We start from the raw sequence: 22,275 nt of genomic DNA on the forward strand, positions 1-22,275 counted from the left end.
TGCTGGATCGATGACGAACGAAGGCGTTGCTGTTCGGCGGTAACCAACCGACAGAGGAGAACGGGTATGGACCAGCAGCAGTTCATCGTCACCCGGCGGGAGTTCGACGAGATCGATACCGACCGCGACGGTTTCATCACCTTCGATGACGCGCTCGTGTGGGGTATGACCCAGGAACCGGAAGTGCGGGACATCGTCGGGCACCGCATCAAGGAAGACCGCATCTGGGCCGAAGGGCAGATTTCCTTCGAGGAATTCCTGCGCTACAAGCAGCTGACCGACCACTGATAGCCTCGTGTGAAACGTCCGCGGCTGGGCAGTGACGGTTGCCGGCGACATCCCTGAAGGTTCTAGCGTGGGTCGCTACGGTGAGCAGGGACATCGTGGTGACGGTGGGCCAATTGTGGTGACGGTGGGCCAGGACGACTGGCTCACGTTGAACGATGCCGCCGAGTGCGCGGGGATGAGCGTGGAGGCCTACCTCTCCTGGCGAGCGCGACTATTGGCGTCGCAGGCCCCGCCCTGGCGGCACGAGGCGCGCCGGTGGCCCGAGGACGCGGCGGCGCGGGTCCGGGCTCACCGAGGACGAATCGGAGACGGCTGCCTGGACGCAGACCTTCGCCCAGCGCCTGTCGTCTCGCGGGGACCGGCACCACCCCGACACCGAGCTGTGGCTGTAGCGGCGGGGAGGCTTGTGTCGCGGCGTGGCGGAGGACCGGCGCACAGTCGCGCACCTACGATAATCAGCGGTCATCCGGCCACCTGGCCGCGGTCGGGTGCCTGCTGTTGAGATGTGTCTGTGCTGGAGCGGCCAGGATACCGGGCTGCTGGCACGAATCGAGAGTGCCCAGGCACGGAAAGTCATCGATATCTACATGGTGTGCGCTGAGACGGTCCGACCTCATCGGTTGACCCCCGGTCGACCACCAGAGCCTCTCGGCGAACCCAGACACCGAGGGGACCGCGGTCGAATCGACCCTTCGACCTGCAGGGCAATCTCCGCCCCTGCCGGTTCGGACAATCGCCATCGATCTCGTCGAACTCTCGCCGGGTGGCGATGATCTGCTGCTGGTCCACGCCCGTCTCCTCTCGGCCACCGACATGGGCTTTGATCCCGTCGGGAAGCGCTACCAGCGCGGTGAATCGGCTGGTTCGTTCCACGAGGGTGGCGATGGCGGACGGTCGGGAGCCCATCACGATGTCGACGACCCTGTTGGTGACAATCGCGATCCTCGCCCCCGTGGTGGCGGTGGCCGCCGCCTACGCGACGGTCGCGGCCACCTACTGGTGGGAAAGCCGCCGCCGGACAACACCACTGAGCGCGCCCACATCGGTGAACTACATCCGGATCCAGGACGTGCCGACGCGGCTGCGGATCCACTGGCCCTGCGGATCTGCTGGCCCTGACGCTGGGATGCTCCGACATGACATGGTGTTACCGAGTGACCGCACTGCACGCTTCAGGGGGCTTTGCCATGTGGAATGTTCCTGCCGACCTCCGGTACACCGACGCGCACGAGTGGGTGCGCACCGAAGCAGACGGCACGCTGACGATCGGCCTCACCGACCCCGCCCAGAACACACTCGAGGACATCGGGTTCCTTCAGCTGCCCCCGGTCGGCAAGCAGGTCACCGCCGGTGAGGCCGTCGGCGTCCTGGAATCGGTCAAGGTCTCCTACGAGAACTGCAGCCCGGTGACCGGTGAGGTCATCGCGGCAAACGCCGACGCCGTCGACACTCCCGGGGAACTGAACGCCGACGCGTACCGCACATGGCTGTACAGGATCAGGCTGGCGGTGGGTGCCTGCACCGACTGCCTGCTTACCGCCGCCGAATACGCGAGGAAGGTCGGCTGACCGACATGGGCCGACGGGATCGGGGAGCCCAGTAACGACCTCATCATCAGTCGGCCACGATCGGGCACCGACCCGTTGAGAAGGCCGACCCGTTGGTATGCGCTGAGATGTCGGCGCAGCACACAACCCTGACCCCGCTGAGCCGATACGAGGGTCCGCCTCACGTGCACTACCCCGACACCGGGGCGGACCCTCGTCCCTCCCGATGTGGTCAGCGGGGGGATGCGCCACATGCGGCATCCGCGCCTCGGGGGCGTCGTGCTCGGCGGGGATGAGAGTGCCCGCCAGGTCGATCCGGAGGCCCGTCGGCAAGCCTATCAGTGCAGGTAGCATGGGCTGCGCCCCCGCGTGTGGTGTGCAGTTTCGCGCGATGTCGCGCTGCGGGGTGTCTGCTGCAAGTTCGGTTCTTCTCCGGATCTTCTCGACCATGTGAGGAGTTCGACGATGACGACTGTGGCACCGGCCAGTACCTGGCCTCTCATGCTCGGCCGCGCAGCGGTGTTTCCCGCCCGGGACGGCGGTCTGAGCGCACCGTTCATCTTGGTGGGCGACTCGGACATGACGGCCGCCGATCCCGGCGCCTTCGCCCGGCAACTCGACAGCCCGAGCTACTCGTTCCGCGAAGCGCTGCGCGCCGCCGGCGCCGATTTGATCCTGGTGTCGCTGGGCACCAGCGACACCCTCGACGACGCCGCCCACCGCAGTGTGCTGGAGGTCTTGTTCCGCGCGATCGTCGAGCGCCGGGGCTCGACGCCGTTCACGGTGTGCGGGATCGGGCGTGGAGCCCTGCAACTGCGCTACACCCTGGCCAGGTGCGAGTGCGACCGCATCGACCACCAGACCGCGGAGTTCGTGTCCTACGCCAGCCCTGCCCCGACCGCCGCGGAGGCCGACGCGCTCACCAGGGCCGGTTCCTAGCCGGTCAGGCCCCGCCGACTCGGGGTCGCGGGCCCGGGCATCACCGCGGAGAGCTTCGACTACGAGAACAGCGCCTTCGACGACCTCATCACGGGCGCGGCAGCCAACCGGAACCCGCTGTTCACCGAAGAACTGGGCACCAACATCATCGAAGAGACCGTCGACCTGTAGGACACGCGCCCGGCATGCGCCGGATCGATAACCATCTGGGCAGACGCCGGGCCCGCTCGACAAACGCTCGCCTCATCGGCGCCACCCGACACTGCGGGAACACCGCCATCTACCGCTGCGAGTCACAGGCAAACATGGATGTCCAGGCCAAGGGCGTTCGCGTTCGCTCGATCACCGTTTTCCGAACGCCCCGGCCTGAGGTTCTCGAGTCTGGACCCTACGGGCCGCTACCGAAAGATCAACTGGCAGAGAGCTTCTCGACTGCCCGCAACGAAGTCTCGAAGCGATCGGTCGGTACGTTTAGTTCTTGTAATCACTTGTGACACATACTTTTTCATGCCGTTCCGGCTCATTGTGGACCGCATCGGCTTCACGATTGAGCGTGGTGATCGCATCGCGTCGGCAGCAGCCGAGGGTGGGCAGGCGCGCCACACCCGCGGCAGCGTTCGGCCTTGCTTTGTGAGGGCTGAGATACCCGGACGACGTCGTCCGTCGGAGGAACCGGCGCATGCGACACCGAGGGAACGCTAAGGAGTGATGACATGACCGATCCGATGTGGCAAGGCTATGCGGACCAGCTCACCGGGGGTGGCCTGAAGCAAGCGGCGATTATCGACTTCAGCGGCAATGTGGTCGGTGACAGCAACAATCTGCCTGTCGCCAATACCGAGGCGGCACGGCTCATCTCCGACTACGGCAACCCCGCCTTTGTCATGGCCAACGGGGTGATGATGGGTGGAATCAAGTACTCGGCGGTGGCCGCGAACGCGGCCAGTATCTACGGCAAGTCCGGGTCAGGTGGCCTGGTCTCGGCCAAGACCGTTTCACACGTGCTCATCGGTATCTACGATTCGTCGATGAGCGCGGGAAACGCTTCGAACGTTGTGGAGAACCTTGCCGGTTTTCTCCGGCAGAACGGCGTGTGATCGGTACCGCTCTACTGTTCGCCGGTTCGCGTCGATAGCACGGTGACGCGGCCGCCCTGTGATGCCGCTGGCCGCTCGCACCGTCGACGGTCAGTGGGCATTGCATGCTCGCCGAGAGCCCAGGGCTGAGACGCCTTGAGCCACCTGACCTTGAGTTTGAAGATCACGCTCAGGTACTACCCGCACCTGATACCGACCAGCCATGCGCGAGCCCGGCGTGCGGGACGGGCACGGCAACTCCGTACTGATCAAACTCTGGAGAAAACGTCTGCCATATGGTTGATCCGGTGGGCGCGGGCGAGCTTGGGCAGATCGCTACCGTCGGCGATGTTCTCGCCCGCCGCCCCGAGTCGTTCAATAATTTCCGCCGCCCAGGCGCGCTCATCGGGTTGCGGGCTCAGCCCACGGTTGACGACCGCAGTATCGCAGGCGTGCATGCAGAGCTTCCCGCTCATCCCCATCGACTTCGTCACCGCCAGCTCCGACGGCAGTTCCGTCAGGCCGGTGACGCATGGCCCATCGATCGGCCCCGCGATGTCGGCAGCTCGGCTGGCGACGACGAGACGGCTGCGCGCATAGGCCAGGCCGTCCGCGCCGACGTTGGTATCTCGACGGAAATCGCCTGTGCCGAAGGCCAATCGGATCGTGGCATCGGCCGAAGCGATTTCAAAGGCGAACTCGATGCCCCGTGCCGACTCAACCAGGGCGAGTACCGGGACGCCGGGGAGTTCGGCGGCTGTGCGATCGACCTGCTCTGCGGACTCGGTCATGGCGAGCATCACGCCGCTCAGGCCAGCAGCATTGCCGAGCGCCGCGAGATCGATGCTCCAGTCCGCAGTGGTGGCGTCGTTGATGCGCACCCACCCGACGCCGCCGGTCGCGAGGTATTCGGTGACATGCTCGCGGGCTGCAACTTTCGCGGACGGGATCACACCGTCCTCGAGATCGAAAATTACGGCATCGGCTGCCGAATTCATGGCACCGTCGAACCGATCAGGGCGCGAACCCGGAACCAGAAGCCAGGAGCGAGCGTGGATCGCCGGAACCGAGACGGTCTGCGGCACGGACGTAGGGGTCATTCGGTTTTCTTCCTCTCGACAGTGATTTGCGGGCCGGGTGACGATCAACGTCAGCCTGTTCGCCGATCATCGGGATCGCTCGGTGGTCACGGGTCTGCTGGTGCTGCTGGCGCTCCTTGGCGGGCATCGTCGGAATCATGTGGTGCTGCTGGCAAACCCGGGCGGCGCTCGGGTCACCGACACCCTCACTTTGCACGAAATGTTCGGGTACAACCTGATTCGGGTCAGCGCGCTGCGCGTGCTGTCCGTAGTCTTCAGCGCGCGCCACGAATAGCCGCATCTGTGCCGCGAATGTGAGTATCGCGCTCCCTGCGAAGGCGAGGGATCGCGGCTCGGCAACCCCTCAGCGCTCGACCGCGTGCTCCGCGTTTTGCCGCGCATCACCGGACTCGGGCCGTGGTTGTTATCGGGCCGCACAGGCACAGGAAGAACATGGCGAAACCGACGGACAACAGGATGTGGCCGAGTCCGGCGATACCCGAGATAGCGGGACTGACATCGTGGTTCAGGACTGTGAGGATGCCGTGGGCGACCATCATGGCCACGGTCACGACCAGCCCGGAGGTTCTTGTGCGCCGCGCGCAGACGCTCGGTCTCGGCCAGCGCTTCCTCTCCCCCATAAACAGGGGTCAACACCGACGCCGCCGCCCTGGCCGCCCGCCCCGTCGGATCGGTGCGGAACTGGGCTCCTCCGTGCTGCTCGGCGACCGCGGAGAACGCCGGGAGCCGGGGCAGGGGCCGGATCGGCGTGCACGGTGCCGGCAGTGATGCCGAGGGCCGAGGTGACGACGAGTTTGCTGAACTGCATGGCTTTTGGCCTTCTTGCACGCATAATTCCCATTCCCGGGCAGGGACGCGCTTGTGAAGCGTCCTAGTCGAGTGTCCAGTAGTTGGGAGCTGGATGGTAGCCAAGGGTGGTTTTGGTAACCGAGATCACCGTCCAATTCTGTGATTCAGATCACTTCTTACGCGGATGTGTATGCCCTGCGCGTGTGCTGTTCGAACTCCTGGCCGGTCGTCCTCCGTTCCAGGTGGCCGGTCCCGAACTGCAGATCGCCTCCCATCTGACCCAACCGCCTCCCCGGCTCGGCCTCCTGCGGCCCGAGGTCGGGACCGGTATCGACGCGGTGATCGCCCGGGCCATGGCCAAGCACCCCGACCAGCGGTACCAGCGGGCCACCGACCTCGCCTCCGCCGCCACGGCTGCGATGACCATCGGATCCGGTTCACCGACGCCTGCTACCCGCACCCGCCGCACCGTGGCCGGTGCACAGGGACGATCCGGGTCGGTACCGGGTGTGCGGCCGCGGGCCCGCGGCCCGGGCAGCGGTCACCGCATCCGGCGCGCCGAAAGGATCGATGTATCCACTTTCCAGAAGGCAAAGAACAGCTGGGCGAGAATCCGCGCTGGAGGCCCTGCTCTCCGAGCGCCAGCCCGACCAGATCGGCCGGGACGGCTGGAAGGCCATCGACGTCGCCGAGAAAACCGCGGGCAAGTCCGCGGGCCGCCCGCGCGTGAAGTTCACCAGCGTCGAGAACCTCCTCAAGGCCGCCAAGGACTGAACAACACGGCGGCACACAGCCCTCGACAACGCGAATAGGCAGCGTCGCACCGGGACCGCGGGCGACCGCGTAGTACGGTGGCCCGGCGCTGAACTGGGCGGGGCGCATCTGGTCGAGCAGACAGGAGACCCGGTGGCGGCGAGTACCACGACATCTCACAAGAGCATGGCGCGGATGCCCGGCGGGGAGTTCGCTATGGGGTCCCGGGATTTCTTTCCCGAGGAACAACCGGTGCACACGTCGACGGTCGAGCCGTTCTGGATCGACACTCACCCGGTGACCACCGTGGCCTTCCAACGGTTCGTCCGCGACACCGGGTACGTGACCGTCGCCGAGCGGCCGCTGGACCCGGCGGACTATCCCGGCGCTGCCCCGGCGGCCCTGGTCCCGGGCGCGCTGGTCTTCACCCCGCCCACCGCACCGGTTCCGTTGGACGACTGGCAACGCTGGTGGTCCTACGTTCCGGGTACAAGCTGGCGTCATCCTGGCGGGCCGGATACGAATCTGGAAGGCCGGAGCCATCATCCGGTGACCCAGGTGGCGTACGAGGACGCCGTCTCGTACGCCGAGTGGGCAGGTAAGCAGTTGCCCACGGAGGCGCAGTGGGAGTTCGCCGCCCGGGGCGGGCTCAAGCAGGCGACCTTCACCTGGGGGAACGAGTTCACCCCGCGCGGACGCCGGATGGCCAACACCTGGCTGGGCCGGTTCCCGTGGGAGTTCTTGCCCGGCCGCGGCCAGGCCGCACGACCCGGCACCACGAAGGTCGGAACGTATCCGCCCAACGGCTACGGACTGTTCGATATGGCCGGCAACGTGTGGGAGTGGACCCGCGAACCGTTCCGCCCGGACCACACAAAACCCGCCGGGAACTGCTGCACACCCGGCAACGACTGCGCAGCGACCGGGGAACGGTTCCCACGCCGCGTCATCAAGGGCGGTTCGTATCTGTGCGCGCCGAACTACTGCCTGCGCTACCGGCCGGCGGCGCGCCAGAGCCAGACCGAGGACACCGCCACCTGTCATCTCGGGTTCCGCTGCGTCGCGATTGACTGACGGTTCCGAAACCGCGACCGATACGTTCGACCGATCGGTGTGGCACCCCACAGTTTCGCCGATTCGGCTCTAACCTGCGGCTATGACGGCGACCGCAGACGATCAGAACTCCCCGGAACGGCCCGGCTCCGATCCCGATGCGCCGACCGGAAAGCTGTCGAGGCGCGGGATGCTGCGCGGCATCGCGGCGGCCGGGGCGGTCTCGGGCCCGCTGCTCGCCGCGTGCGGCAACTCGAACAGCGACGGGCCACCCGGATACGGGACCGGGATCAACGACGGCTTCGACGGCAAGATCGAACTCGACGTCCGCGACTCCAAACAGGACTGGAAGCCGTTCGAGCTGAAGAAGGCCCCTGATGGCGCACCCAACATCCTGGTGATCCTCTACGACGACACCGGTCTGGCGTCCTGGTCGCCCTACGGCGGGCGGATCAATATGCCGACCTTGCAGAAGCTGGCCGACAACGGTCTGACCTACACCCAGTGGCACACCACCGCGCTGTGCTCGCCCACCCGGTCCTGCTTTCTGACCGGCCGCAACCATCACGTCAACCGTTTCGCGTCGATCACCGAGGGCTCCACCGGATTCCCAGGCTCGGCCGCGCGCCTGCCGGCCCAGTGCGCCACAGTCGGGCAAGTGCTGCAGGACAACGGCTACAGCACCTTCTGGCTCGGCAAGGAACACAACGTGCCCGTGGAGGACGTCTCCAGCGGTGGCAGCAGATCGGAATGGCCGCTGCAGAAAGGGTACGACCGGTTCTACGGCTTCCTCGGTGGCGAGACCAACCAATGGTATCCGGACCTGGTCGAGGACAACCGGTTCATCGACCAGCCCTACAGCCCGGAACAGGGCTATCACCTGTCGAAGGACTTGGCCGACAACGCCATCAAGATGCTGCGTGACCAGAAGTCGAGCAATCCGTCCAAGCCCTGGTACATGTGGTTCTGCCCGGGCGCGAATCACGCGCCACACCAGGTCCCGACCGAATACGCCGACAAATACAAGGGGCAGTTCGACGACGGCTACGAGGCCTACCGCGACTGGGTGCTGGCCCGCATGATCGACAAGGGCGTCATGCCCAAGGGCACCGCCCTGACCCCGATCAACCCGCTGCCCGGGGACGTGGCGGTGCCCGCGGACGCGATGCGGCCGTGGAACTCCCTCAACGCCGACGAGAAGCAGCTGTTCTCCCGGATGGCCGAGGTCTTCGCCGGATTCTCCGAATACACCGACGAGCAGATCGGGCGCATCATCGACCATCTGGAGAAGACCGGTCAGATGGACAACACCGTCATCTTCTACTGCGCCGACAACGGCGCCTCCGGTGAGGGCTCCCCGAACGGCTCGGTCAACGAGAACAAGTTCTTCAACGGCTATCCCGACGACCTCGCCGAGAACATGGCGCTGCTCGACCAACTGGGCACCCCGGCCACCTACAACCACTACCCGACCGGCTGGGCGGTGGCTTTCTCCACCCCGTTCAAGATGTTCAAGCGCTATTCGGAGTACTCCGGCGGCACTTGCGACCCACTGATCATCCACTGGCCCAAGGGAATCAAGGCCAAGGGCCAGATCCGGCACCAGTACCATCACGCGATCGACATCACGCCCACCATCCTCGACATCATCGGGCTGGAGATGCCGAAGGAGTACCGCGGCGTCAAGCAGTACCCGCTCAACGGCGTATCGATGCGCTACACCTTCGACAATGCCGACGCACCCACCACCCGCAAGCGCCAGTACTACGAGATGCTGGGCACCCGCGGTATCTGGGAGAACGGTTGGAGGGCCTCGGCGCTGCACGCGCCGATCAGCGACAAGGGGCACTTCGACCAGGACAAGTGGGAGCTGTACCACGTCGACGAGGACCGGTCGGAATCGAAGAACCTCGCCGATCAACATCCGGACAAGCTGAAAGAGCTCATCGATGCCTGGAACGAGGAGGCCAAGGACAACTTCGTGCTTCCCCTCGACGACCGCACCGCACCCGAGCTAATGGCTGTCGAGAGGCCGAATCCCGAGCCGCCACGGGACACCTACGTCTATTTCCCGGACGCGGCACCCGTCCCCGAGGCGGTCGCGGTCAACATCCGTGGCAAGTCCTACAAGATCATCGCCAACGTCGACCTCACCGCCCAGGCGCAGGGGGTGATCTTCGCGCACGGCTCCAGATTCGGCGGCCACGTGCTGTTCATCAAGGACGGCACACTGCACTACGCCTACAACTTCCTCGGCATTTCACCCGAGCAGGACTTCGTCTCACCGCCGTTGACGCCGGGCAAACACACCTTGGGCATGGAATTCACCCGGGAGAAGGCCGGCCAATACGGAGAATCGCTCGGCACCACCACGCTCTACATCGATGACAACCCCGTCGCCACTGGACCGATGCGCGCCCAGTCCGGCACCTTCACCCTCGCCGGCGACGGCCTGTGCGTCGGCTACGACAGCGGTGACAACGTCTCCAAGCAATACCCGAGCCCGGGGACCTTCACCGGCGGCACCATCGACAGCGTCACCATCAGTGTCGGCAAGGAGACCTACTCCGACCTGGAGCGGCAAGCGGCCAGAGCGTTCGAGACCGACTGAGCGACGGATCCGCCCGCCACCGCGGCGCCCACCCCGCTCTGGCCCCGCCGATCCCGCACCCACCTCGCCCGCGACCCCCACTAACCGTGGGAGCGAAAACCATCGCGGCAGTGCCTGCCGCGGCACCGATGACCGTGGCCGTCGCCGAAGCGCCACCGTCCGGTGCCGGTGGCCAGCGGCCCTTCGATACGAGAACTCGCGGGGAGAAGATGCGTCTGCGCCGTGAACAACTCTCTGTCCCGTGCCCGCCGAGGCGTATGCGCAGCAGCAAACCCAGGATCTGACCATCAGCTGGCTCGAACCCGACCCCCGATCGACCGGGTGCGGTGATCGAGCGGCGGCACTGCGCGGCCTGTCAGCCGGGCGGGCAGATCGCCCCGCGCAGCTCGCGCATCCGATGGCCCGATCGTATTGTCTCGCACCGACATCGGTGTACCCGCCCCGCCTCGGCGGTGATGCGGCTGCGACCACCGACGACGGCCTCGATGTCGCGCGACGCACGCTCGGCCGGGATGCCGGCCGCGTCCGCGCCAGGGTGTCGGTGCTGGCTGGCATGGTTGTGGTTCGCCCGTAGGAGGAGGTGAACTCCGGTGTGTGTGGGGGGGGATCGGCCGGTATCCAATCAACAATTCGCTCTGTATCTGGCTGGTGCGGAAGCACGTTCGCCGAGAACTGTGAGTACCTACACCGCTCGGGCGCGCCGGTTCCTGGCGTGGCTGGATGAGGAACCCGAGCGCGGGGACGTGTTCACGGAGGCCCGTCGGGACGAGGTGGTCGCGGCGTACCGGGATGCGTTGGTAGCGCGGCGGCAGCCGACGGCGAGCATCAACACGGCGCTGCGCGCGGTGCGCGCCTACTACCGGGCGTGCGTGTTGGGTTCGCCGGACGTGGCGCCGGTGGGCAGGGACCGCCCGGACCCCGCGGTGCTGAATCGGCGGGAGCGATGACGCGCGCTGGATGTGGCGTCACGGCGTAGTGCGCGGGATTGGGCGCTGTTTCTGCTGATTCTGGGGACTGGGCTGCGGCGGCAGGAGGTCGAGAACCTCAACGACGAAGATGTCGTGTTGACCGGCCGGGAGTGGTATGTGCTCGCGCCGGGCCCCGACGGTGAGATGCGAGTGCTGCCATTGGATATCGCGACGATGATGGCGCAGATGGAGTGGCGCACGGCGCGCGCGGAACAGCTGGGCCCGGATCGGGCGGCAAGGCCGTACTTCCTGACGGAGTCCGGCGGCCGGTTCTCCGCGGATAGGGTCGACTCAATCGTGCAGGAGATCGCGGGTGTCTTGCCGAAGGTACTGCGCAACACTTACGAGGCAGACCTGTATGCGGAGGGGTGCACGGTCGGAAATTCGGCGGCGGGTCCGGCTCGACGAGGCGGCGGAAGCGGTTGATCTCCTTGCACCGTCGAGGGCGTCGTCGCCGCCGTCAGCGCAATCACCTACGCGATCCAGAGCCTGCGCACCCGCCGACGACACTGAACCGCCGGCTCGAATCGTTGTAGCACGCCGTCATGCAGCCCGCCGCCTGGACACTGGGCTTGCTCGGTGGTCCCGTTTCGGTACGCATGGACCGGGCGGCCTTGCTGGCCATGCCCCAACATGCCGCCCGGCTGCCCATCGCGTGCGTCGAAGGATGGTCCACCACACAAACCTGGACCGGGGTACGACTGTCGTGCCAGGGCACCCTCGCTCGTCGCTACCAGCTCGGCGTAACCACCCTGCTGGTAGCTGACACGCTCGCGGATATAACCGATCACCTCATCGCCCGGCCGGAACTCGGGGACACCGAGCCCGGCCCTTTCGACAACGCCGGCGATATCCCAGCCGGGAATGACGGGAAAGAACGTAGGTACGCCCGCATCGAAAACGCCTTGGCGCAACCCGAGATCGGCCGGATTCACCGCTGCCGCTCGAACCCGAACCAGGACGGAATCGACATGAAGTTTGGGCTCGTCGACCTCGAGTACCTCTGGTCCGCCGTACCCCCGGTAGATGACAGCCTTCATCTCACGCACCCGGGAAGGCCATCGGCTGGTCCATGACGATCGTGTGCACCACGATCCGCCACTCGCCGTCGATCCGCCGCAGACGCGGGCGGTAGTAGCCCGACTCGATCGGGGTGAGCGTGCCCTGCGCACCCCACGCACCCTCGGGCCAGCCGTCGACCGGGCGCTCGTCGCCCACGGTGTTGTAGACGATGAACTGCGCGTCCAAATACGCTGCGTCGCCGTCGATCTCGATGATGTGATCGAGCTTGGCCATCGCCGCACCGTCCCGGTTGTCGGCCGCCCGCACGTACCGGGCCAGCACTGCGGAAAGTGATGGTCCACATTCACGCTGGCGCGCGGGCGCCGCGAGACGCCTGTCAGCGAAGGACCAACCGCTAGGATTGGTGATCCGCGCCCGCTGGCGCGCAGGCGTCTCCAACCGTGTGAAGGAGGACCATGGCAGGCGGCGCGGCAATCGAGGAGAGTATCGCGGTCGGCCGTGCAGCACGTGAGATCGTGCCGCGGCGCACACTGGCTGACTGGGATCGGTCTCACCGTTGCGGCAGCGCGCTGGAGATCCTGCTTTCCCAGCATGCTGAGCGAGACCCCGATCTGCTGCCTATCCGTTACGGTCGGATGAGTGCCTCGCCGTGGACTTATTTGCGGGGCGCCGCAGCGGTAATGGCGGCCGATCTCGCGCTGTCGCCCAATACCGGACTGACCGTGCAGTTGTGCGGTGATGCACATGTGCTCAACTACGGGCTGTGGGCTTCGCCCGAACGGAATCTGACTTTCGACCTGCGTGATTTCGATGAGACGCTGCCGGGTCCGTTCGAGTGGGATGTCAAACGACTGGCCGCCAGCTTGGTGGTGTGCGCGCGGGAGAACGGGCTGCCCGATGAAACCGCCGATGCCGCCGTCACTGCCGCGATCACCTCATACCGAACACGCATGCGCGACTACGCAAAGATGTCGGAACTCGACATCTGGTACGACCGCATCGACGCGTCCACGCCGCTGGCCTCACTGGATTCTCGTGACCGCAAGGAAGTGCGCGCCCTGATCGCGAAGCAGGCCAAGAATCGCACCAGCCTAGGCGCATTTCGGAAGATGACCGAAGTCCGCGACGGCCGGCGGCGGATTACCGAGAACCCGCCCTATCGAACACATCTGGACCGGCCCGAGAACAGCGAGGAAGCCGAGATCGCCCGGCAGGTGTTCGAAACCTACACCGCTTCAGTTCCCGAACAGCTCACCCGGCTGCTCAGCCGCTTCACATTGTCGGATGTGGTGCGACAGGTCGTCGGTGTCGGCAGTGTCGGCATGCGCGTGTATCTGCTACTGGCAGAAGGCCGCAGCGGTGAAGCGCCGTTGTTCCTTCAGGTCAAGCAGGCCGGAACCGCGGTTTACGAGCCGCATCTGGGACCGAGCGTGCAGGACAACCACGGGCACCGTGTAGTGCTCGGCCAGCACTTGATGCAGTCGGCGACCGACCTGTTCACCGGATGGACCCGGTTGGAAGGGCATGACTACTACGTACGACAGTTCCGCGACATGAAGATCATCCCGGATGGTCGCCAGATCGCGCCGTACCTGACCGAATTCGCCGGGTCTTGCGCGCATGCGTTGGCAAAGGCTCACGCACGCACCGGAGATCCGGTGGCCATCACCGCCTACATCGGCAGGGGCAGTGCCTTTACCCGCGGAATCGAGGAATTCGCACGTGCATACGCGAGACAAACCCACGCCGACCACGCCGACCTGGTCGCCGCCATAGCTGACGGCCAGGTCGAAACCGCGCCCGGCTGGTGATCCGACGCGGTCCGCTACGTAGCAGCCTGCCGCCGTGAGAAGCAACCCTCGGCGGTGCCCTCAAAACGTTGAAGATCAACAGTGGAACCACTATCCACCCAGCGTTGCTCGAAGGGTGGAGCAAGATCTACGGCTACACGAGCGACGAGAGCGGCATCCGACACTCAGCGACTGCGGTACCGAACATCAGCCGAGATTTCGCGCGCTACTTCCTGAACACTTGCGCTGCCGAGACAGCGATCGTGCCTCGATTCCGCTGCCTGGGCGCCGGAGACGTGACAGGAAAAGGACCAGGGGATCTGGTGACCGCGGCCGATCGTGAAGCCGAACAACTGAGTTCATGCGGGCTGCGGGAGATCCTCGATATCCCCGGGGTCGGCGAGGAAGCCGTCGCCGAAGATCCGTCTCTTCTCGGCGCGCAAGGCTGGGAAGAAGATGGTCATCGATGCGTACGGGGTGTTGACTACCCTCCACTTGCGAAAGCCCTGATCTGCGGCCTGGGCGACGGTACCGTGATCACATGGCCACCAAAACGCCAGAATCAGATGGAAGTACCCGCCTGGCCTACATTCTCGGTGTCCCGCTGGACGATGACGTAGTCCGTCAATGGCCGCAGATGGGGGAGGTAGTACGAACCCGCAGCCTCGTTGCGGAGGTCGAAGGGAACTTCCCAGAGCTCACGCTGGAGGTCGGCCGGCGGCACCACTTGGGCGACGTTGTCGTCGTGGAATGGACCGGCAACTACGGCGACGGCCAGCTCTACCGCAACGTGACGATCGGCGAACTGCAGGACGGAAAGGCGGTCCGGGTCACCGACTACTGGGGCGAACCAACGCAAACTCCGCAGTGGCGGGCGCCGTTGACCGCCCGCCTGGACATGCCGCCGGACGGGATCTGGAAGGACGCCGAACACCTACGCCATCACTAGCACCACCTTGGGGTTCTATAGAAACGGCGCAGGAAACAACGAAGTCCGCCGTATCCGCTGGTCAGAAGACTGCGCGGCGCTCACCCGGGAGAGTCCGGTCCCGCTCGGGTGGGCGGCGGCCAGGACGCAGACGGTGAAGGGTCCGGGTCAGCGGACCCGAGCGTCAGGGCCGGTGGATCCTGGTCGCTGAGGACCTCGCCGTCGACTGACGCACGGCTCGCCTCGAAGCCCTGCCGGTCATCGAGGTGCGCCGAGCTCGGGGGCGCACCCACCCATCGGGCTGCGTCCCCGGCGTGCACGGGCACGGCGCCCTGGTGCATCAATCAGTTGTTCTCGGACGGTCCGGGAACCCCGTCTGAGTGCACGGCGGAGTTGTCGGCCGGGGACGGTGTGGTTCTGGGATTCAGAGTGGCTGGGGTCGGTGCTTTCCGCTGATCGACCGTACTGCGGGCGCGGCGGCGGCGGGCGGCGCGGCGATCGGGGTCGAGGCGTTCGCGCATCCGGTCGTCGGCGCCGGGCCCAGCCAGGAAGGCGAGGTTCACGGACGACAGTGGACGACAGGTATCCGCGTCGACAAGGTCGGGAACGATTTCGCCACCGGTTTCACGATCGACCAGGACCACGCTCGGCTCGCTGGCGTCGGCGTGCTTGCGTCCCCACCCATAGAGGGCGACCAGCACTGGGACAAGATCCCGGCCCTTTTCGGTCACCATGTACTCGAACCGCGCCGGGGCGTCGTGGTATTGCCTGCGCTCGAGCAAGCCGCTCTCGAGCAGCGTATTCAAGCGCCTGGTCAGCATGGTCGGGGCGATCCCCAAGTTGTAGCCGAACTCGTCGAACCTGCTGAATCCGTCCAACGCGTCTCGCATGATCAGCAGAGTCCACCAGTCACCGACATGCTCGAGCGCACCGGCTATCGGACAGCCCATGGTCTCGAAACTCGTGCGTCGCATCCGCTCATCCTTCCACCAACTAGTGACTTGCATAATAGTAGTCACTGTTTTAGCGTGAGCGCAGCGGCCATCCACGGCCGCGATTCGGCACTCATCTGTGGGTGAACTATCGAAAGGACGTGCCGTGACCTCCTCCATCGATTCACGGTCCATCACGCTTGTCATTGGCGCGGGAGGCCGCCACGGCGGCACCGGTTCCCATGTGGCGCAACGTCTTCGCGAGCAAGGCCAGGCCGTTCGCGTACTGGTTCGCACCGATGACGACCGAGCGCACCGACTGCGTGAGATCGGGGTGCAGATCGCGAGGGGTGATCTACTCGATCGCCGGACACTCGACGCCGTGGTCGAGGGCGTGAGCACGGTGTACTTCACCTACCCCGTGGCGCCAGGCGTCGTGCAGGCCTCCGCGAATCTGGCCTCCGCGATGCGCGCCGCCGCGCGCGTGCCGCGTCTGGTGGTGATGTCGATGTCCGCCGCGGCCCCCGATAGTCCCAGCGCACTGGGTCGTGCCCATTGGGCCGCCGAAGAGGTGTTCTGCTGGGCCGGGCTGCAACCGGTGATCCTGCGAATCGCCGCCTTGTTCTACGAAAACATTCCGCTCCTGCATGCCGCGTCCATCCGCAGCGCGGGAACCTTCGCCAACAGTTTCGGTGCGGCCGCCATGCCGTGGATCAGCGGCCGCGATGCCGCCGACCTCGCCGTCGCCGCTCTCACCGACCCGGACCGATACCCCGCCGGCTCCACCGTGTATCCGCCCGGCGCCGCCCTGTACACACACGCAGACATCGCCGCCCTCATCAGTGGCGAAACCGGAAAGACCGTCGAATATCAACACATTCCGGCCGACCGGTGGCAACGCGACCTCGAGGACCTCGCGCGACACGACGCCCTCGCCACGATCAATCCCGCCATGGCCCAACACATCTCCAGCATCGGCGCGAAATTCTCACAACGGCCGATCGCGCCGCGGCACGACCCCATTTCGCTCGACGACGCTATCGGCCGTCCGCCCCAGACTTTCGCCGAGTTCATCCACACTCACCGCGACAGCTTCCTCCACCATACGATCGGCAGCAGTCCGGCCGGTGAGTCGAACCAACCGTGAGCAGCTGCATTGACTCAGGTACTTCAGATCGGTCGGGGAGTGAATGTCGAGCAACCTAAGCTTCGTAGGCGCGCAGCAATGCCACGGACTGATGCAGGGCGTTGGTGAGGTGCTGATGGGACCCGGTGGCCTTGTCCATGATCGCGCCGCCCTGTAAGGCCGCGACGAACGCGGAGGCCATGGCCGATACCGGGGCGTCTGGGCGCAGGAGACCGGCGTGCTGCATGGCCGAGAGTTGGTCGTGCAGTTCGTCGATCCAGCGTTCGTACATGCGCCCGACCAGATCCCGGGTGAAGGTGTCGGTGTCGAGTGCTCGGCCCGCGAGTGCCGCGATTTCACAGGCGTCGTTGATCGTTTGCTGGGAGTGCAGGTGCAGGATCTGCTCGATCCAGGCTTCCCATGCTTGCCAGGTGGTGAGCGGTGCGACTGGAGCGTCGGCTTCGGCGAGGCGGGTCAGGTGGCGTTCGGCGGCGGCCCGGCGCAACTCGTCTTTCCCGTCGGGGAAATAGTGGAACAGCTGGCCTTTGCTGGTGCTGGTCAGGCGCATGACGTCGTCGAGGTTGACGTCGTTGCCGGTGACGAGGAGATCGGCGGCGGCCTCGACGATGCGGGCCTTGGTCGCCTCCCCTTTGCGAGTGGGCATGCCTCACCTTACATTTCTGGACTTGTAAGTCCAAAAAATTGATGCCAGCCTAGTGGACGTGAAAGTCCAAAACCTGTCAGGCCGGGGACGTTTCGCGGGCGCGCTGCTGTTGCTGGCCGGACTGCAATACCTGGCACTGGAGTACGTCACAGCTCGCGCTTGGCGCCACCCCACCTACAGCTATGCCGTGAACTTCATCAGCGATCTGGGCAACCCGGTCGCCGGGGATGCCTTCGACGGCCGCATGATCGACTCACCCCTGCACTCGGTCATGAACACCGCGTTCGTCGGCCAGGGCGTGGGGTTCATCGCCGCCGGTGCACTGCTGCTCGCAGCCCGGGAACGGCGTGTGCGCCTGCTGTTCGGACTGGTGATCGCCCACGGCGCCGGCGTGATCCTGGTCGGGTTCTTCCACGAATCGGCCGCCAACCAGCACAACGGCGTTCTCGTGGTGCACGGCATCGGCGCGGCCGTGGGCATCGTGACCGGCAATCTCGTCGCGATCGTCGTCGGGGCACGGCGGGGCATACCGACGTGGTTGCGCCGAAGCAGCATTGCCCTCGGCGCCCTCGGGCTGGCCTCGTTCGCGCTGTTGCAGGCTGATCGGCCGCTGTATCACGCAGCGGGAGGGATACCCGAACGCGGCGCGGTCTACACCATCCTGGCCTTCGAAATCCTGCTCGGCACAGCACTTCTCGTTGCCGGGGCCCGCCGGGCTCCGGACTGCTCCCTACCTCTCACCATGGAAAGGCTCCCCGCATGAACAGCACCGCAACGCAGCGCTTGACCGGTCGCCACGCGCTGGTCACCGGATCGACCTCGGGAATCGGACGCGCAATCGCGATCGCACTGGCTTGCGAGGGTGCGGCAGTCGTGGTGTCGGGCCGCAGCAAGGACGCGGGCGAGGCCGTCGTCGAGACGATCCGCGAGACCGGAGGCGTAGCGTATTTCGTTCGCGCCGATCTGGCCGAATCAGGCAGTGCCGCAGCAGAACTGGCACGCGCCGCGGCGGCGGCCCTCGACGCCCCGGTCGATCTGCTGGTCAACAATGCCGCACTGCTCATACCCGCCCAGTCTCTTCTCGACGTCGACGAGACGCTCGCCGATCTGGCTCTGGCCGTGAATGTGAAGGCACCGGCGCTGCTGACCGCCGCGATCACCCCCGGCATGGTCGCGGCCGGAGGGGGTGCGATCGTCAACACTGGCTCCCTCAGCGGCCTGGCCGGCAATGCCGTATCCGCCCTCTACGGCGCGACCAAAGCTGCCTTGCATTCGCTCACCGCGTCCTGGGCGGCCGAACTCGCGCCGCGCGGCATCCGCGTCAACGCCGTGGCCCCCGGCCCGACCATGACCGACGAAAACGCCTCCTACCACGAGACATTGCGCAGTCTGGCCGCGTCGACACCCGACCGCCGCCCCGGCACGGCCGCCGAGGTCGCCGCCGCGGTGGTCTTCCTCGCCAGTGCCGAGGCGGCCCATATCCACGGCGCGATCCTGCCCGTCGACGGCGGACACCAGGCCGTCCGTTAACCCCACACCACTTGTCGGTGTCTGTCGTCACGATCCCGAGCAGGCTGCAGTCATGACTCGTCGATAACCCGCATCCCTGGCCACAGATCCACCGATTCGGCTGTACCGCAAGGCAAATAGATACGACTTTCCCGCAATTTCGGAGTGACGGAGGAACGCTCACGCATGCTCAAACACCACCACCCCAAACCCGCCCTCACGATCCACATGATTGGGAGTTCACCGTCATGAAGACTCTTGCCCGCCGGGCCGCTGTCGTCGCCGCGGCCCTTGTCGCCGCGGCCGGGGCCCTGACCGCCTGCACGCAGACCGGCCACCACGACTCCGCGCCGATGTCCACCTCGGCCGGGGTGTCGCGGGTCGCGAACTGGCAGGGTGACAAGCCGACAATCGTCCTGGTGCACGGGGCATGGGCGGACGCGGCGGGCTGGACGCCCGTCGTCGCCGAACTGCAGAAGGCGGGGTTCCCGGTCAAGGCGCCGCCGAATCCCTTGCGCGGGCTGGATTCCGACGCCGCATACATCTCCGATGTGCTACGCCAGACCACCGGGCCGATCATCCTCGTCGGGCATTCCTACGGAGGCGCGGTCATCACCAACGCCGTGGCGGGCAACACCCAGGTCAAAGCGCTGGTGTACATCGCGGCATTCGCACCCGATCAGGGCGACTCGCTGGCGAGCCTGAACTCCAGTGCACAGGGCAAGGAAATCCCCGCGGTCCCGGCCACGCCGTCGTCCTTTCCCGACACCGGTGGCGGCACCGGTACAGAACTCACCATCGAACCCGGCCAATACCCGAATGTGTTTCTGGACAACACCGTAGCGCCAACCCAACAACGGGCGCTCGCGGTTGAACAGCGTCCCCTCGGTCTGGCCGCGGTGACCGGGATCTCCGGCGCCCCGGCCTGGAAGAACCTCCCATCCTGGTACCTGGTCGCCAAACAGGATCGTGCGATCGCGCCAGACCTGGAGCGATTCATGGCAACCCGTGCGGGTGCCCACACCGTCGAAGTGGAGGGACCGCACCTGATCATGCAGACCGATCCCGACGCCGTCACCGACCTGATCGAACAGGCCGCGGTCGCGACTCGTCGATAACCCGCATCCCGGACCACGAATGCACCGTTTCGGCTGTAGCACAGTGCAATAGAAACGGACTTCCCACATTCCGGCCTGGCCGGGAAATGCTCGCGCGTGCTGAAACAACACAACGATGAAGGAGAACACGATGTCCGATCAGACAGCTCCGACAGTGGTGCTCGTACACGGCGCCTTCGCCGACGCCTCGGGATTCGCCGGGATCATCCGGGAACTCTCGACGTCCGGATATCCGGTCATCGCGCCACCGAATCCCTTGCGAGGGTTGAGAAACGACGCCGGGGTGGTGCACTCTGTCGCCGCGGCGATCAACGGACCGGCGGTGCTGGTGGGTCATTCCTATGGGGGCGCGGTGATCGGTCAGGCCGCGGCCGGCCTGAGCAATGTGACGGCCCTGGTGTACCTGGCGGCGTTCAGCCTCGACGCCGGTGAAAGCTGCATCGATGTCCAGCAGCCGTTCGCGCCCTCGCTGCTGGCCGAAACGGCTCGTCCGACGGCCTACGACGCACCGGTCGCGGCCGGCGGGCCCGACCTGGACATCGATGCGAAGCGGTTCCGCGAAACCTTCTGCGCCGACGTCCCGGAGGGCTGACCACCGGTCCGCCTTGGGATGACGATCAGGTGGCCAGTGCCGCCTGCGCCGGGATACAGGTGCCGCCGTCGCAGATCCGGCCGGAGCCGTTCTCGCCCACGCCGACGTACATGACCCCGTCGAGGCGGTCACCGATGGTGACGCCGCCCCGTGGGCCTGGCCCGCCACGCATCGTCGGTCCCGAACAACTCGGCGATGGAATCTTGGCTTGCGCCACCCAACAAACTCCCACTAAATCCACTGCCCATCACCGTATCTCGAAATCGCGTTCGATTGCGCCAAGCAGTCTTCCAGGAGCCAAATCGGCAGGCGGACAAGCCATTTCGACTGACGTCGACAGCAGATCGTCGCGTCAGGTAGCGACATCCTTTCCTAATCCCTAGGTCGCAGGTTCTATTCCTAACAAGGCGGACGCAGGGGCCTGAACAGCTACAACGCTGGCAGCCCGACACCGATCACCTTGGGCCTGGCAGGGAGATCAACTCTCCGTAGAATTTCTCTAAGTAGGCATGCAGAGCACTCCGTTTCTCCGTGGTTGCCTGGGCAATCCAGTACTCGAAGAATATTCTGCGCGTAGCGTCGCGATGCTGTCCGCGGAACCTTGCCGTAGTCCATAGGTAGCCGAGCAGACTTGCCGCAAATTTGTCGATACGTTCGAGCGTTGCGTACTCGTTGGCCGTAAGTTGGCCATCAGATTCCAAGCGCTTCATGAGTATCGGCGCAATCATGCGGTAGGAATCGTCACAGGCGATCCAGGATCGAACACAGGCCATGTCTGGATCCCGCCAGAACTCGCGTTGGAACTCTCGCAGGACAGTTAGGCGCGACTCTTCATTCTGTTGTCTGTGACTCATGTACAGCAGAGTCGAAATTGCCGCGCCAGCAGCACCTATGAACAGCTGACTCACGAGGAGCCACGTGCTTGCGCTTCCCACCTATCGGAACCCTCCGCGCGCCACCGTCAACATGTACTAGTACCACGTGTGTCATGGCGGCGGTGCAGAGAAGCTAAACATGCCAGCAATAGGCGGCATACCGCCAGGTGTCTGCGCCGGTCAGAGGCCGTTTCTGCCAGCAACACAACGAAACTGGGGTTAACAAGAACTATCGAGCGTAGAACGTTCCGTCGGCGCATCAACATCCGAAATCGCGATGGGCCGCCCAAGTGAATGAGAGACCGTCCAGCATCAGCGCCCGCCGCGGATGGCTCGCCCGAACCGAACAGTGCCAGAGCGCTCGGCGGCCTTGAGTCCGTTCAGAGCTGGGGCCAACTTGGGCCACACGTCTTGCGTGCTCGTGAACGAGCAGCACTTTTCACGCCCGGTGCATCCTGGACCACCGTGTGTGACGTGAACAAACACAACCCCGACGCAGCTGGGGGTCAAGTGGTCGCAGGTTCAAATCCTGTCAGCCCGACCAAGAAATCCCCTCCGACCAGGGTCGGAGGGGATTTTTTGTGTCACCGAACT

26 protein-coding genes and 3 pseudogenes are annotated in these 22,275 nt (G+C 65.5%); 20 read left to right on the plus strand and 9 right to left on the minus strand.

Annotated elements, in window-relative coordinates:
* Positions 1-66 precede the first annotated feature (66 nt).
* The 4 genes from ACWEKS_RS42710 (at position 67) to ACWEKS_RS42725 (ending at position 3,871) form a co-directional block, all read left to right on the plus strand.
* Complete coding sequence (locus tag ACWEKS_RS42710; RefSeq protein WP_452345419.1) at positions 67-288, plus strand: hypothetical protein; 222 nt, start codon at positions 67-69, stop codon at positions 286-288.
* A 1,187-nt stretch (positions 289-1,475) separates the two neighbouring features.
* A complete protein-coding gene (locus tag ACWEKS_RS42715; RefSeq protein ID WP_452345420.1) occupies positions 1,476-1,856 on the plus strand; it encodes a glycine cleavage system protein H in 381 nt (126 codons plus the stop codon).
* Between the two features lie 444 nt (positions 1,857-2,300).
* Entirely contained in the window at positions 2,301-2,774 is a 474-nt protein-coding gene (locus ACWEKS_RS42720) for a hypothetical protein (protein WP_452345421.1), read from the plus strand.
* Between the two features lie 713 nt (positions 2,775-3,487).
* A complete protein-coding gene (locus ACWEKS_RS42725) occupies positions 3,488-3,871 on the plus strand; it encodes a profilin (protein ID WP_452345422.1) in 384 nt (127 codons plus the stop codon).
* A gap of 248 nt (positions 3,872-4,119) precedes the next feature.
* Here ACWEKS_RS42725 and ACWEKS_RS42730 read toward each other — a convergent pair whose 3' ends face one another.
* Positions 4,120-4,950, minus strand: a complete 831-nt coding sequence (locus tag ACWEKS_RS42730) for an HpcH/HpaI aldolase/citrate lyase family protein (RefSeq protein WP_452345423.1) — start codon at positions 4,948-4,950, stop codon at positions 4,120-4,122.
* 37 nt (positions 4,951-4,987) lie between these two features.
* Between ACWEKS_RS42730 and ACWEKS_RS42735 the strand changes: the two genes are divergently transcribed.
* Positions 4,988-5,224, plus strand: coding sequence for a hypothetical protein (locus ACWEKS_RS42735; protein WP_452345424.1), 237 nt, complete (start codon positions 4,988-4,990; stop codon positions 5,222-5,224).
* A gap of 106 nt (positions 5,225-5,330) precedes the next feature.
* Here ACWEKS_RS42735 and ACWEKS_RS42740 read toward each other — a convergent pair whose 3' ends face one another.
* Together ACWEKS_RS42740 and ACWEKS_RS42745 are read right to left on the minus strand one after the other, a co-directional pair.
* Complete coding sequence (locus tag ACWEKS_RS42740) at positions 5,331-5,501, minus strand: DUF2871 family protein (protein ID WP_452345425.1); 171 nt, start codon at positions 5,499-5,501, stop codon at positions 5,331-5,333.
* Positions 5,502-5,514: 13 nt separating this feature from the next.
* Positions 5,515-5,778: pseudogene (locus ACWEKS_RS42745) on the minus strand (oxygenase MpaB family protein); the annotation flags it as partial.
* 531 nt (positions 5,779-6,309) lie between these two features.
* On the opposite strand from ACWEKS_RS42745, the gene ACWEKS_RS42750 reads away from it, so the two are divergent.
* The 7 genes and pseudogenes from ACWEKS_RS42750 to ACWEKS_RS42780 all read left to right on the plus strand — a co-directional run.
* On the plus strand, positions 6,310-6,513 hold the full coding sequence (locus ACWEKS_RS42750; RefSeq protein WP_452345426.1) for a hypothetical protein: 204 nt from the start codon (positions 6,310-6,312) through the stop codon (positions 6,511-6,513).
* Positions 6,514-6,678: 165 nt separating this feature from the next.
* Positions 6,679-7,566, plus strand: coding sequence for a formylglycine-generating enzyme family protein (locus ACWEKS_RS42755; protein WP_452345443.1), 888 nt, complete (start codon positions 6,679-6,681; stop codon positions 7,564-7,566).
* Positions 7,567-7,648: 82 nt separating this feature from the next.
* Positions 7,649-10,156: a sulfatase-like hydrolase/transferase gene (locus ACWEKS_RS42760; protein ID WP_452345427.1), complete on the plus strand. Its 2,508-nt coding sequence runs from the start codon at positions 7,649-7,651 to the stop codon at positions 10,154-10,156.
* Positions 10,157-10,397: 241 nt separating this feature from the next.
* Entirely contained in the window at positions 10,398-10,730 is a 333-nt protein-coding gene (locus ACWEKS_RS42765; protein ID WP_452345428.1) for a hypothetical protein, read from the plus strand.
* 22 nt (positions 10,731-10,752) lie between these two features.
* Positions 10,753-11,103 carry a site-specific integrase gene (locus ACWEKS_RS42770; protein ID WP_452345444.1) on the plus strand — a complete coding sequence of 117 codons (351 nt, stop codon included), beginning with the start codon at positions 10,753-10,755 and terminating at the stop codon, positions 11,101-11,103.
* A 12-nt stretch (positions 11,104-11,115) separates the two neighbouring features.
* A complete protein-coding gene (locus ACWEKS_RS42775) occupies positions 11,116-11,550 on the plus strand; it encodes a site-specific integrase (protein WP_452345429.1) in 435 nt (144 codons plus the stop codon).
* A 131-nt stretch (positions 11,551-11,681) separates the two neighbouring features.
* Positions 11,682-11,849: pseudogene (locus ACWEKS_RS42780) on the plus strand (molybdopterin-dependent oxidoreductase); the annotation flags it as partial.
* Positions 11,850-11,897: 48 nt separating this feature from the next.
* Here ACWEKS_RS42780 and ACWEKS_RS42785 read toward each other — a convergent pair.
* Together ACWEKS_RS42785 and ACWEKS_RS42790 are read right to left on the minus strand one after the other, a co-directional pair.
* Positions 11,898-12,164: pseudogene (locus ACWEKS_RS42785) on the minus strand (alcohol dehydrogenase catalytic domain-containing protein); the annotation flags it as partial.
* A 1-nt stretch (position 12,165) separates the two neighbouring features.
* Positions 12,166-12,468, minus strand: a complete 303-nt coding sequence (locus ACWEKS_RS42790; RefSeq protein ID WP_452345430.1) for a hypothetical protein — start codon at positions 12,466-12,468, stop codon at positions 12,166-12,168.
* Positions 12,469-12,602: 134 nt separating this feature from the next.
* On the opposite strand from ACWEKS_RS42790, the gene ACWEKS_RS42795 reads away from it, so the two are divergent.
* The 3 genes from ACWEKS_RS42795 (at position 12,603) to ACWEKS_RS42805 (ending at position 14,886) form a co-directional block, all read left to right on the plus strand.
* Positions 12,603-13,958, plus strand: a complete 1,356-nt coding sequence (locus ACWEKS_RS42795) for a DUF2252 domain-containing protein (RefSeq protein WP_452345431.1) — start codon at positions 12,603-12,605, stop codon at positions 13,956-13,958.
* 68 nt (positions 13,959-14,026) lie between these two features.
* Positions 14,027-14,557, plus strand: a complete 531-nt coding sequence (locus ACWEKS_RS42800; RefSeq protein ID WP_452345432.1) for a hypothetical protein — start codon at positions 14,027-14,029, stop codon at positions 14,555-14,557.
* Positions 14,558-14,574: 17 nt separating this feature from the next.
* The gene (locus tag ACWEKS_RS42805; protein ID WP_452345433.1) at positions 14,575-14,886 is read left to right on the plus strand and encodes a hypothetical protein; all 312 of its coding nucleotides are present in this window, start codon (positions 14,575-14,577) and stop codon (positions 14,884-14,886) included.
* A gap of 323 nt (positions 14,887-15,209) precedes the next feature.
* On the opposite strand, the gene ACWEKS_RS42810 is transcribed toward ACWEKS_RS42805, so the two are convergent.
* The gene (locus ACWEKS_RS42810) at positions 15,210-15,839 is read right to left on the minus strand and encodes a winged helix-turn-helix transcriptional regulator (protein ID WP_452345434.1); all 630 of its coding nucleotides are present in this window, start codon (positions 15,837-15,839) and stop codon (positions 15,210-15,212) included.
* A 124-nt stretch (positions 15,840-15,963) separates the two neighbouring features.
* Here ACWEKS_RS42810 and ACWEKS_RS42815 point away from each other — a divergent pair, with 124 nt between their 5' ends.
* The gene (locus ACWEKS_RS42815) at positions 15,964-16,944 is read left to right on the plus strand and encodes an NmrA family NAD(P)-binding protein (protein ID WP_452345435.1); all 981 of its coding nucleotides are present in this window, start codon (positions 15,964-15,966) and stop codon (positions 16,942-16,944) included.
* Between the two features lie 55 nt (positions 16,945-16,999).
* Here the strand turns inward: ACWEKS_RS42815 and ACWEKS_RS42820 are convergent, their stop codons facing one another.
* Positions 17,000-17,587 carry a TetR/AcrR family transcriptional regulator gene (locus tag ACWEKS_RS42820; protein WP_452345436.1) on the minus strand — a complete coding sequence of 196 codons (588 nt, stop codon included), beginning with the start codon at positions 17,585-17,587 and terminating at the stop codon, positions 17,000-17,002.
* A gap of 58 nt (positions 17,588-17,645) precedes the next feature.
* Here ACWEKS_RS42820 and ACWEKS_RS42825 point away from each other — a divergent pair, with 58 nt between their 5' ends.
* The 4 genes from ACWEKS_RS42825 (at position 17,646) to ACWEKS_RS42840 (ending at position 20,806) form a co-directional block, all read left to right on the plus strand.
* Positions 17,646-18,350, plus strand: coding sequence for a DUF998 domain-containing protein (locus ACWEKS_RS42825; protein ID WP_452345437.1), 705 nt, complete (start codon positions 17,646-17,648; stop codon positions 18,348-18,350).
* On the plus strand, positions 18,347-19,117 hold the full coding sequence (locus ACWEKS_RS42830; protein WP_452345438.1) for an SDR family NAD(P)-dependent oxidoreductase: 771 nt from the start codon (positions 18,347-18,349) through the stop codon (positions 19,115-19,117). Before ACWEKS_RS42825 ends, ACWEKS_RS42830 begins: the two co-directional genes overlap by 4 nt.
* A gap of 227 nt (positions 19,118-19,344) precedes the next feature.
* Complete coding sequence (locus tag ACWEKS_RS42835) at positions 19,345-20,214, plus strand: alpha/beta fold hydrolase (RefSeq protein ID WP_452345439.1); 870 nt, start codon at positions 19,345-19,347, stop codon at positions 20,212-20,214.
* 130 nt (positions 20,215-20,344) lie between these two features.
* Positions 20,345-20,806 carry an alpha/beta fold hydrolase gene (locus tag ACWEKS_RS42840; protein WP_452345440.1) on the plus strand — a complete coding sequence of 154 codons (462 nt, stop codon included), beginning with the start codon at positions 20,345-20,347 and terminating at the stop codon, positions 20,804-20,806.
* A gap of 25 nt (positions 20,807-20,831) precedes the next feature.
* On the opposite strand, the gene ACWEKS_RS42845 is transcribed toward ACWEKS_RS42840, so the two are convergent.
* The gene (locus ACWEKS_RS42845; protein ID WP_452345441.1) at positions 20,832-20,978 is read right to left on the minus strand and encodes a hypothetical protein; all 147 of its coding nucleotides are present in this window, start codon (positions 20,976-20,978) and stop codon (positions 20,832-20,834) included.
* A 283-nt stretch (positions 20,979-21,261) separates the two neighbouring features.
* Positions 21,262-21,714 carry a hypothetical protein gene (locus ACWEKS_RS42850; RefSeq protein WP_452345442.1) on the minus strand — a complete coding sequence of 151 codons (453 nt, stop codon included), beginning with the start codon at positions 21,712-21,714 and terminating at the stop codon, positions 21,262-21,264.
* Positions 21,715-22,275 lie beyond the last annotated feature (561 nt).

The sequence above is a fragment of the Nocardia sp. NPDC004711 genome (assembly GCF_053601595.1).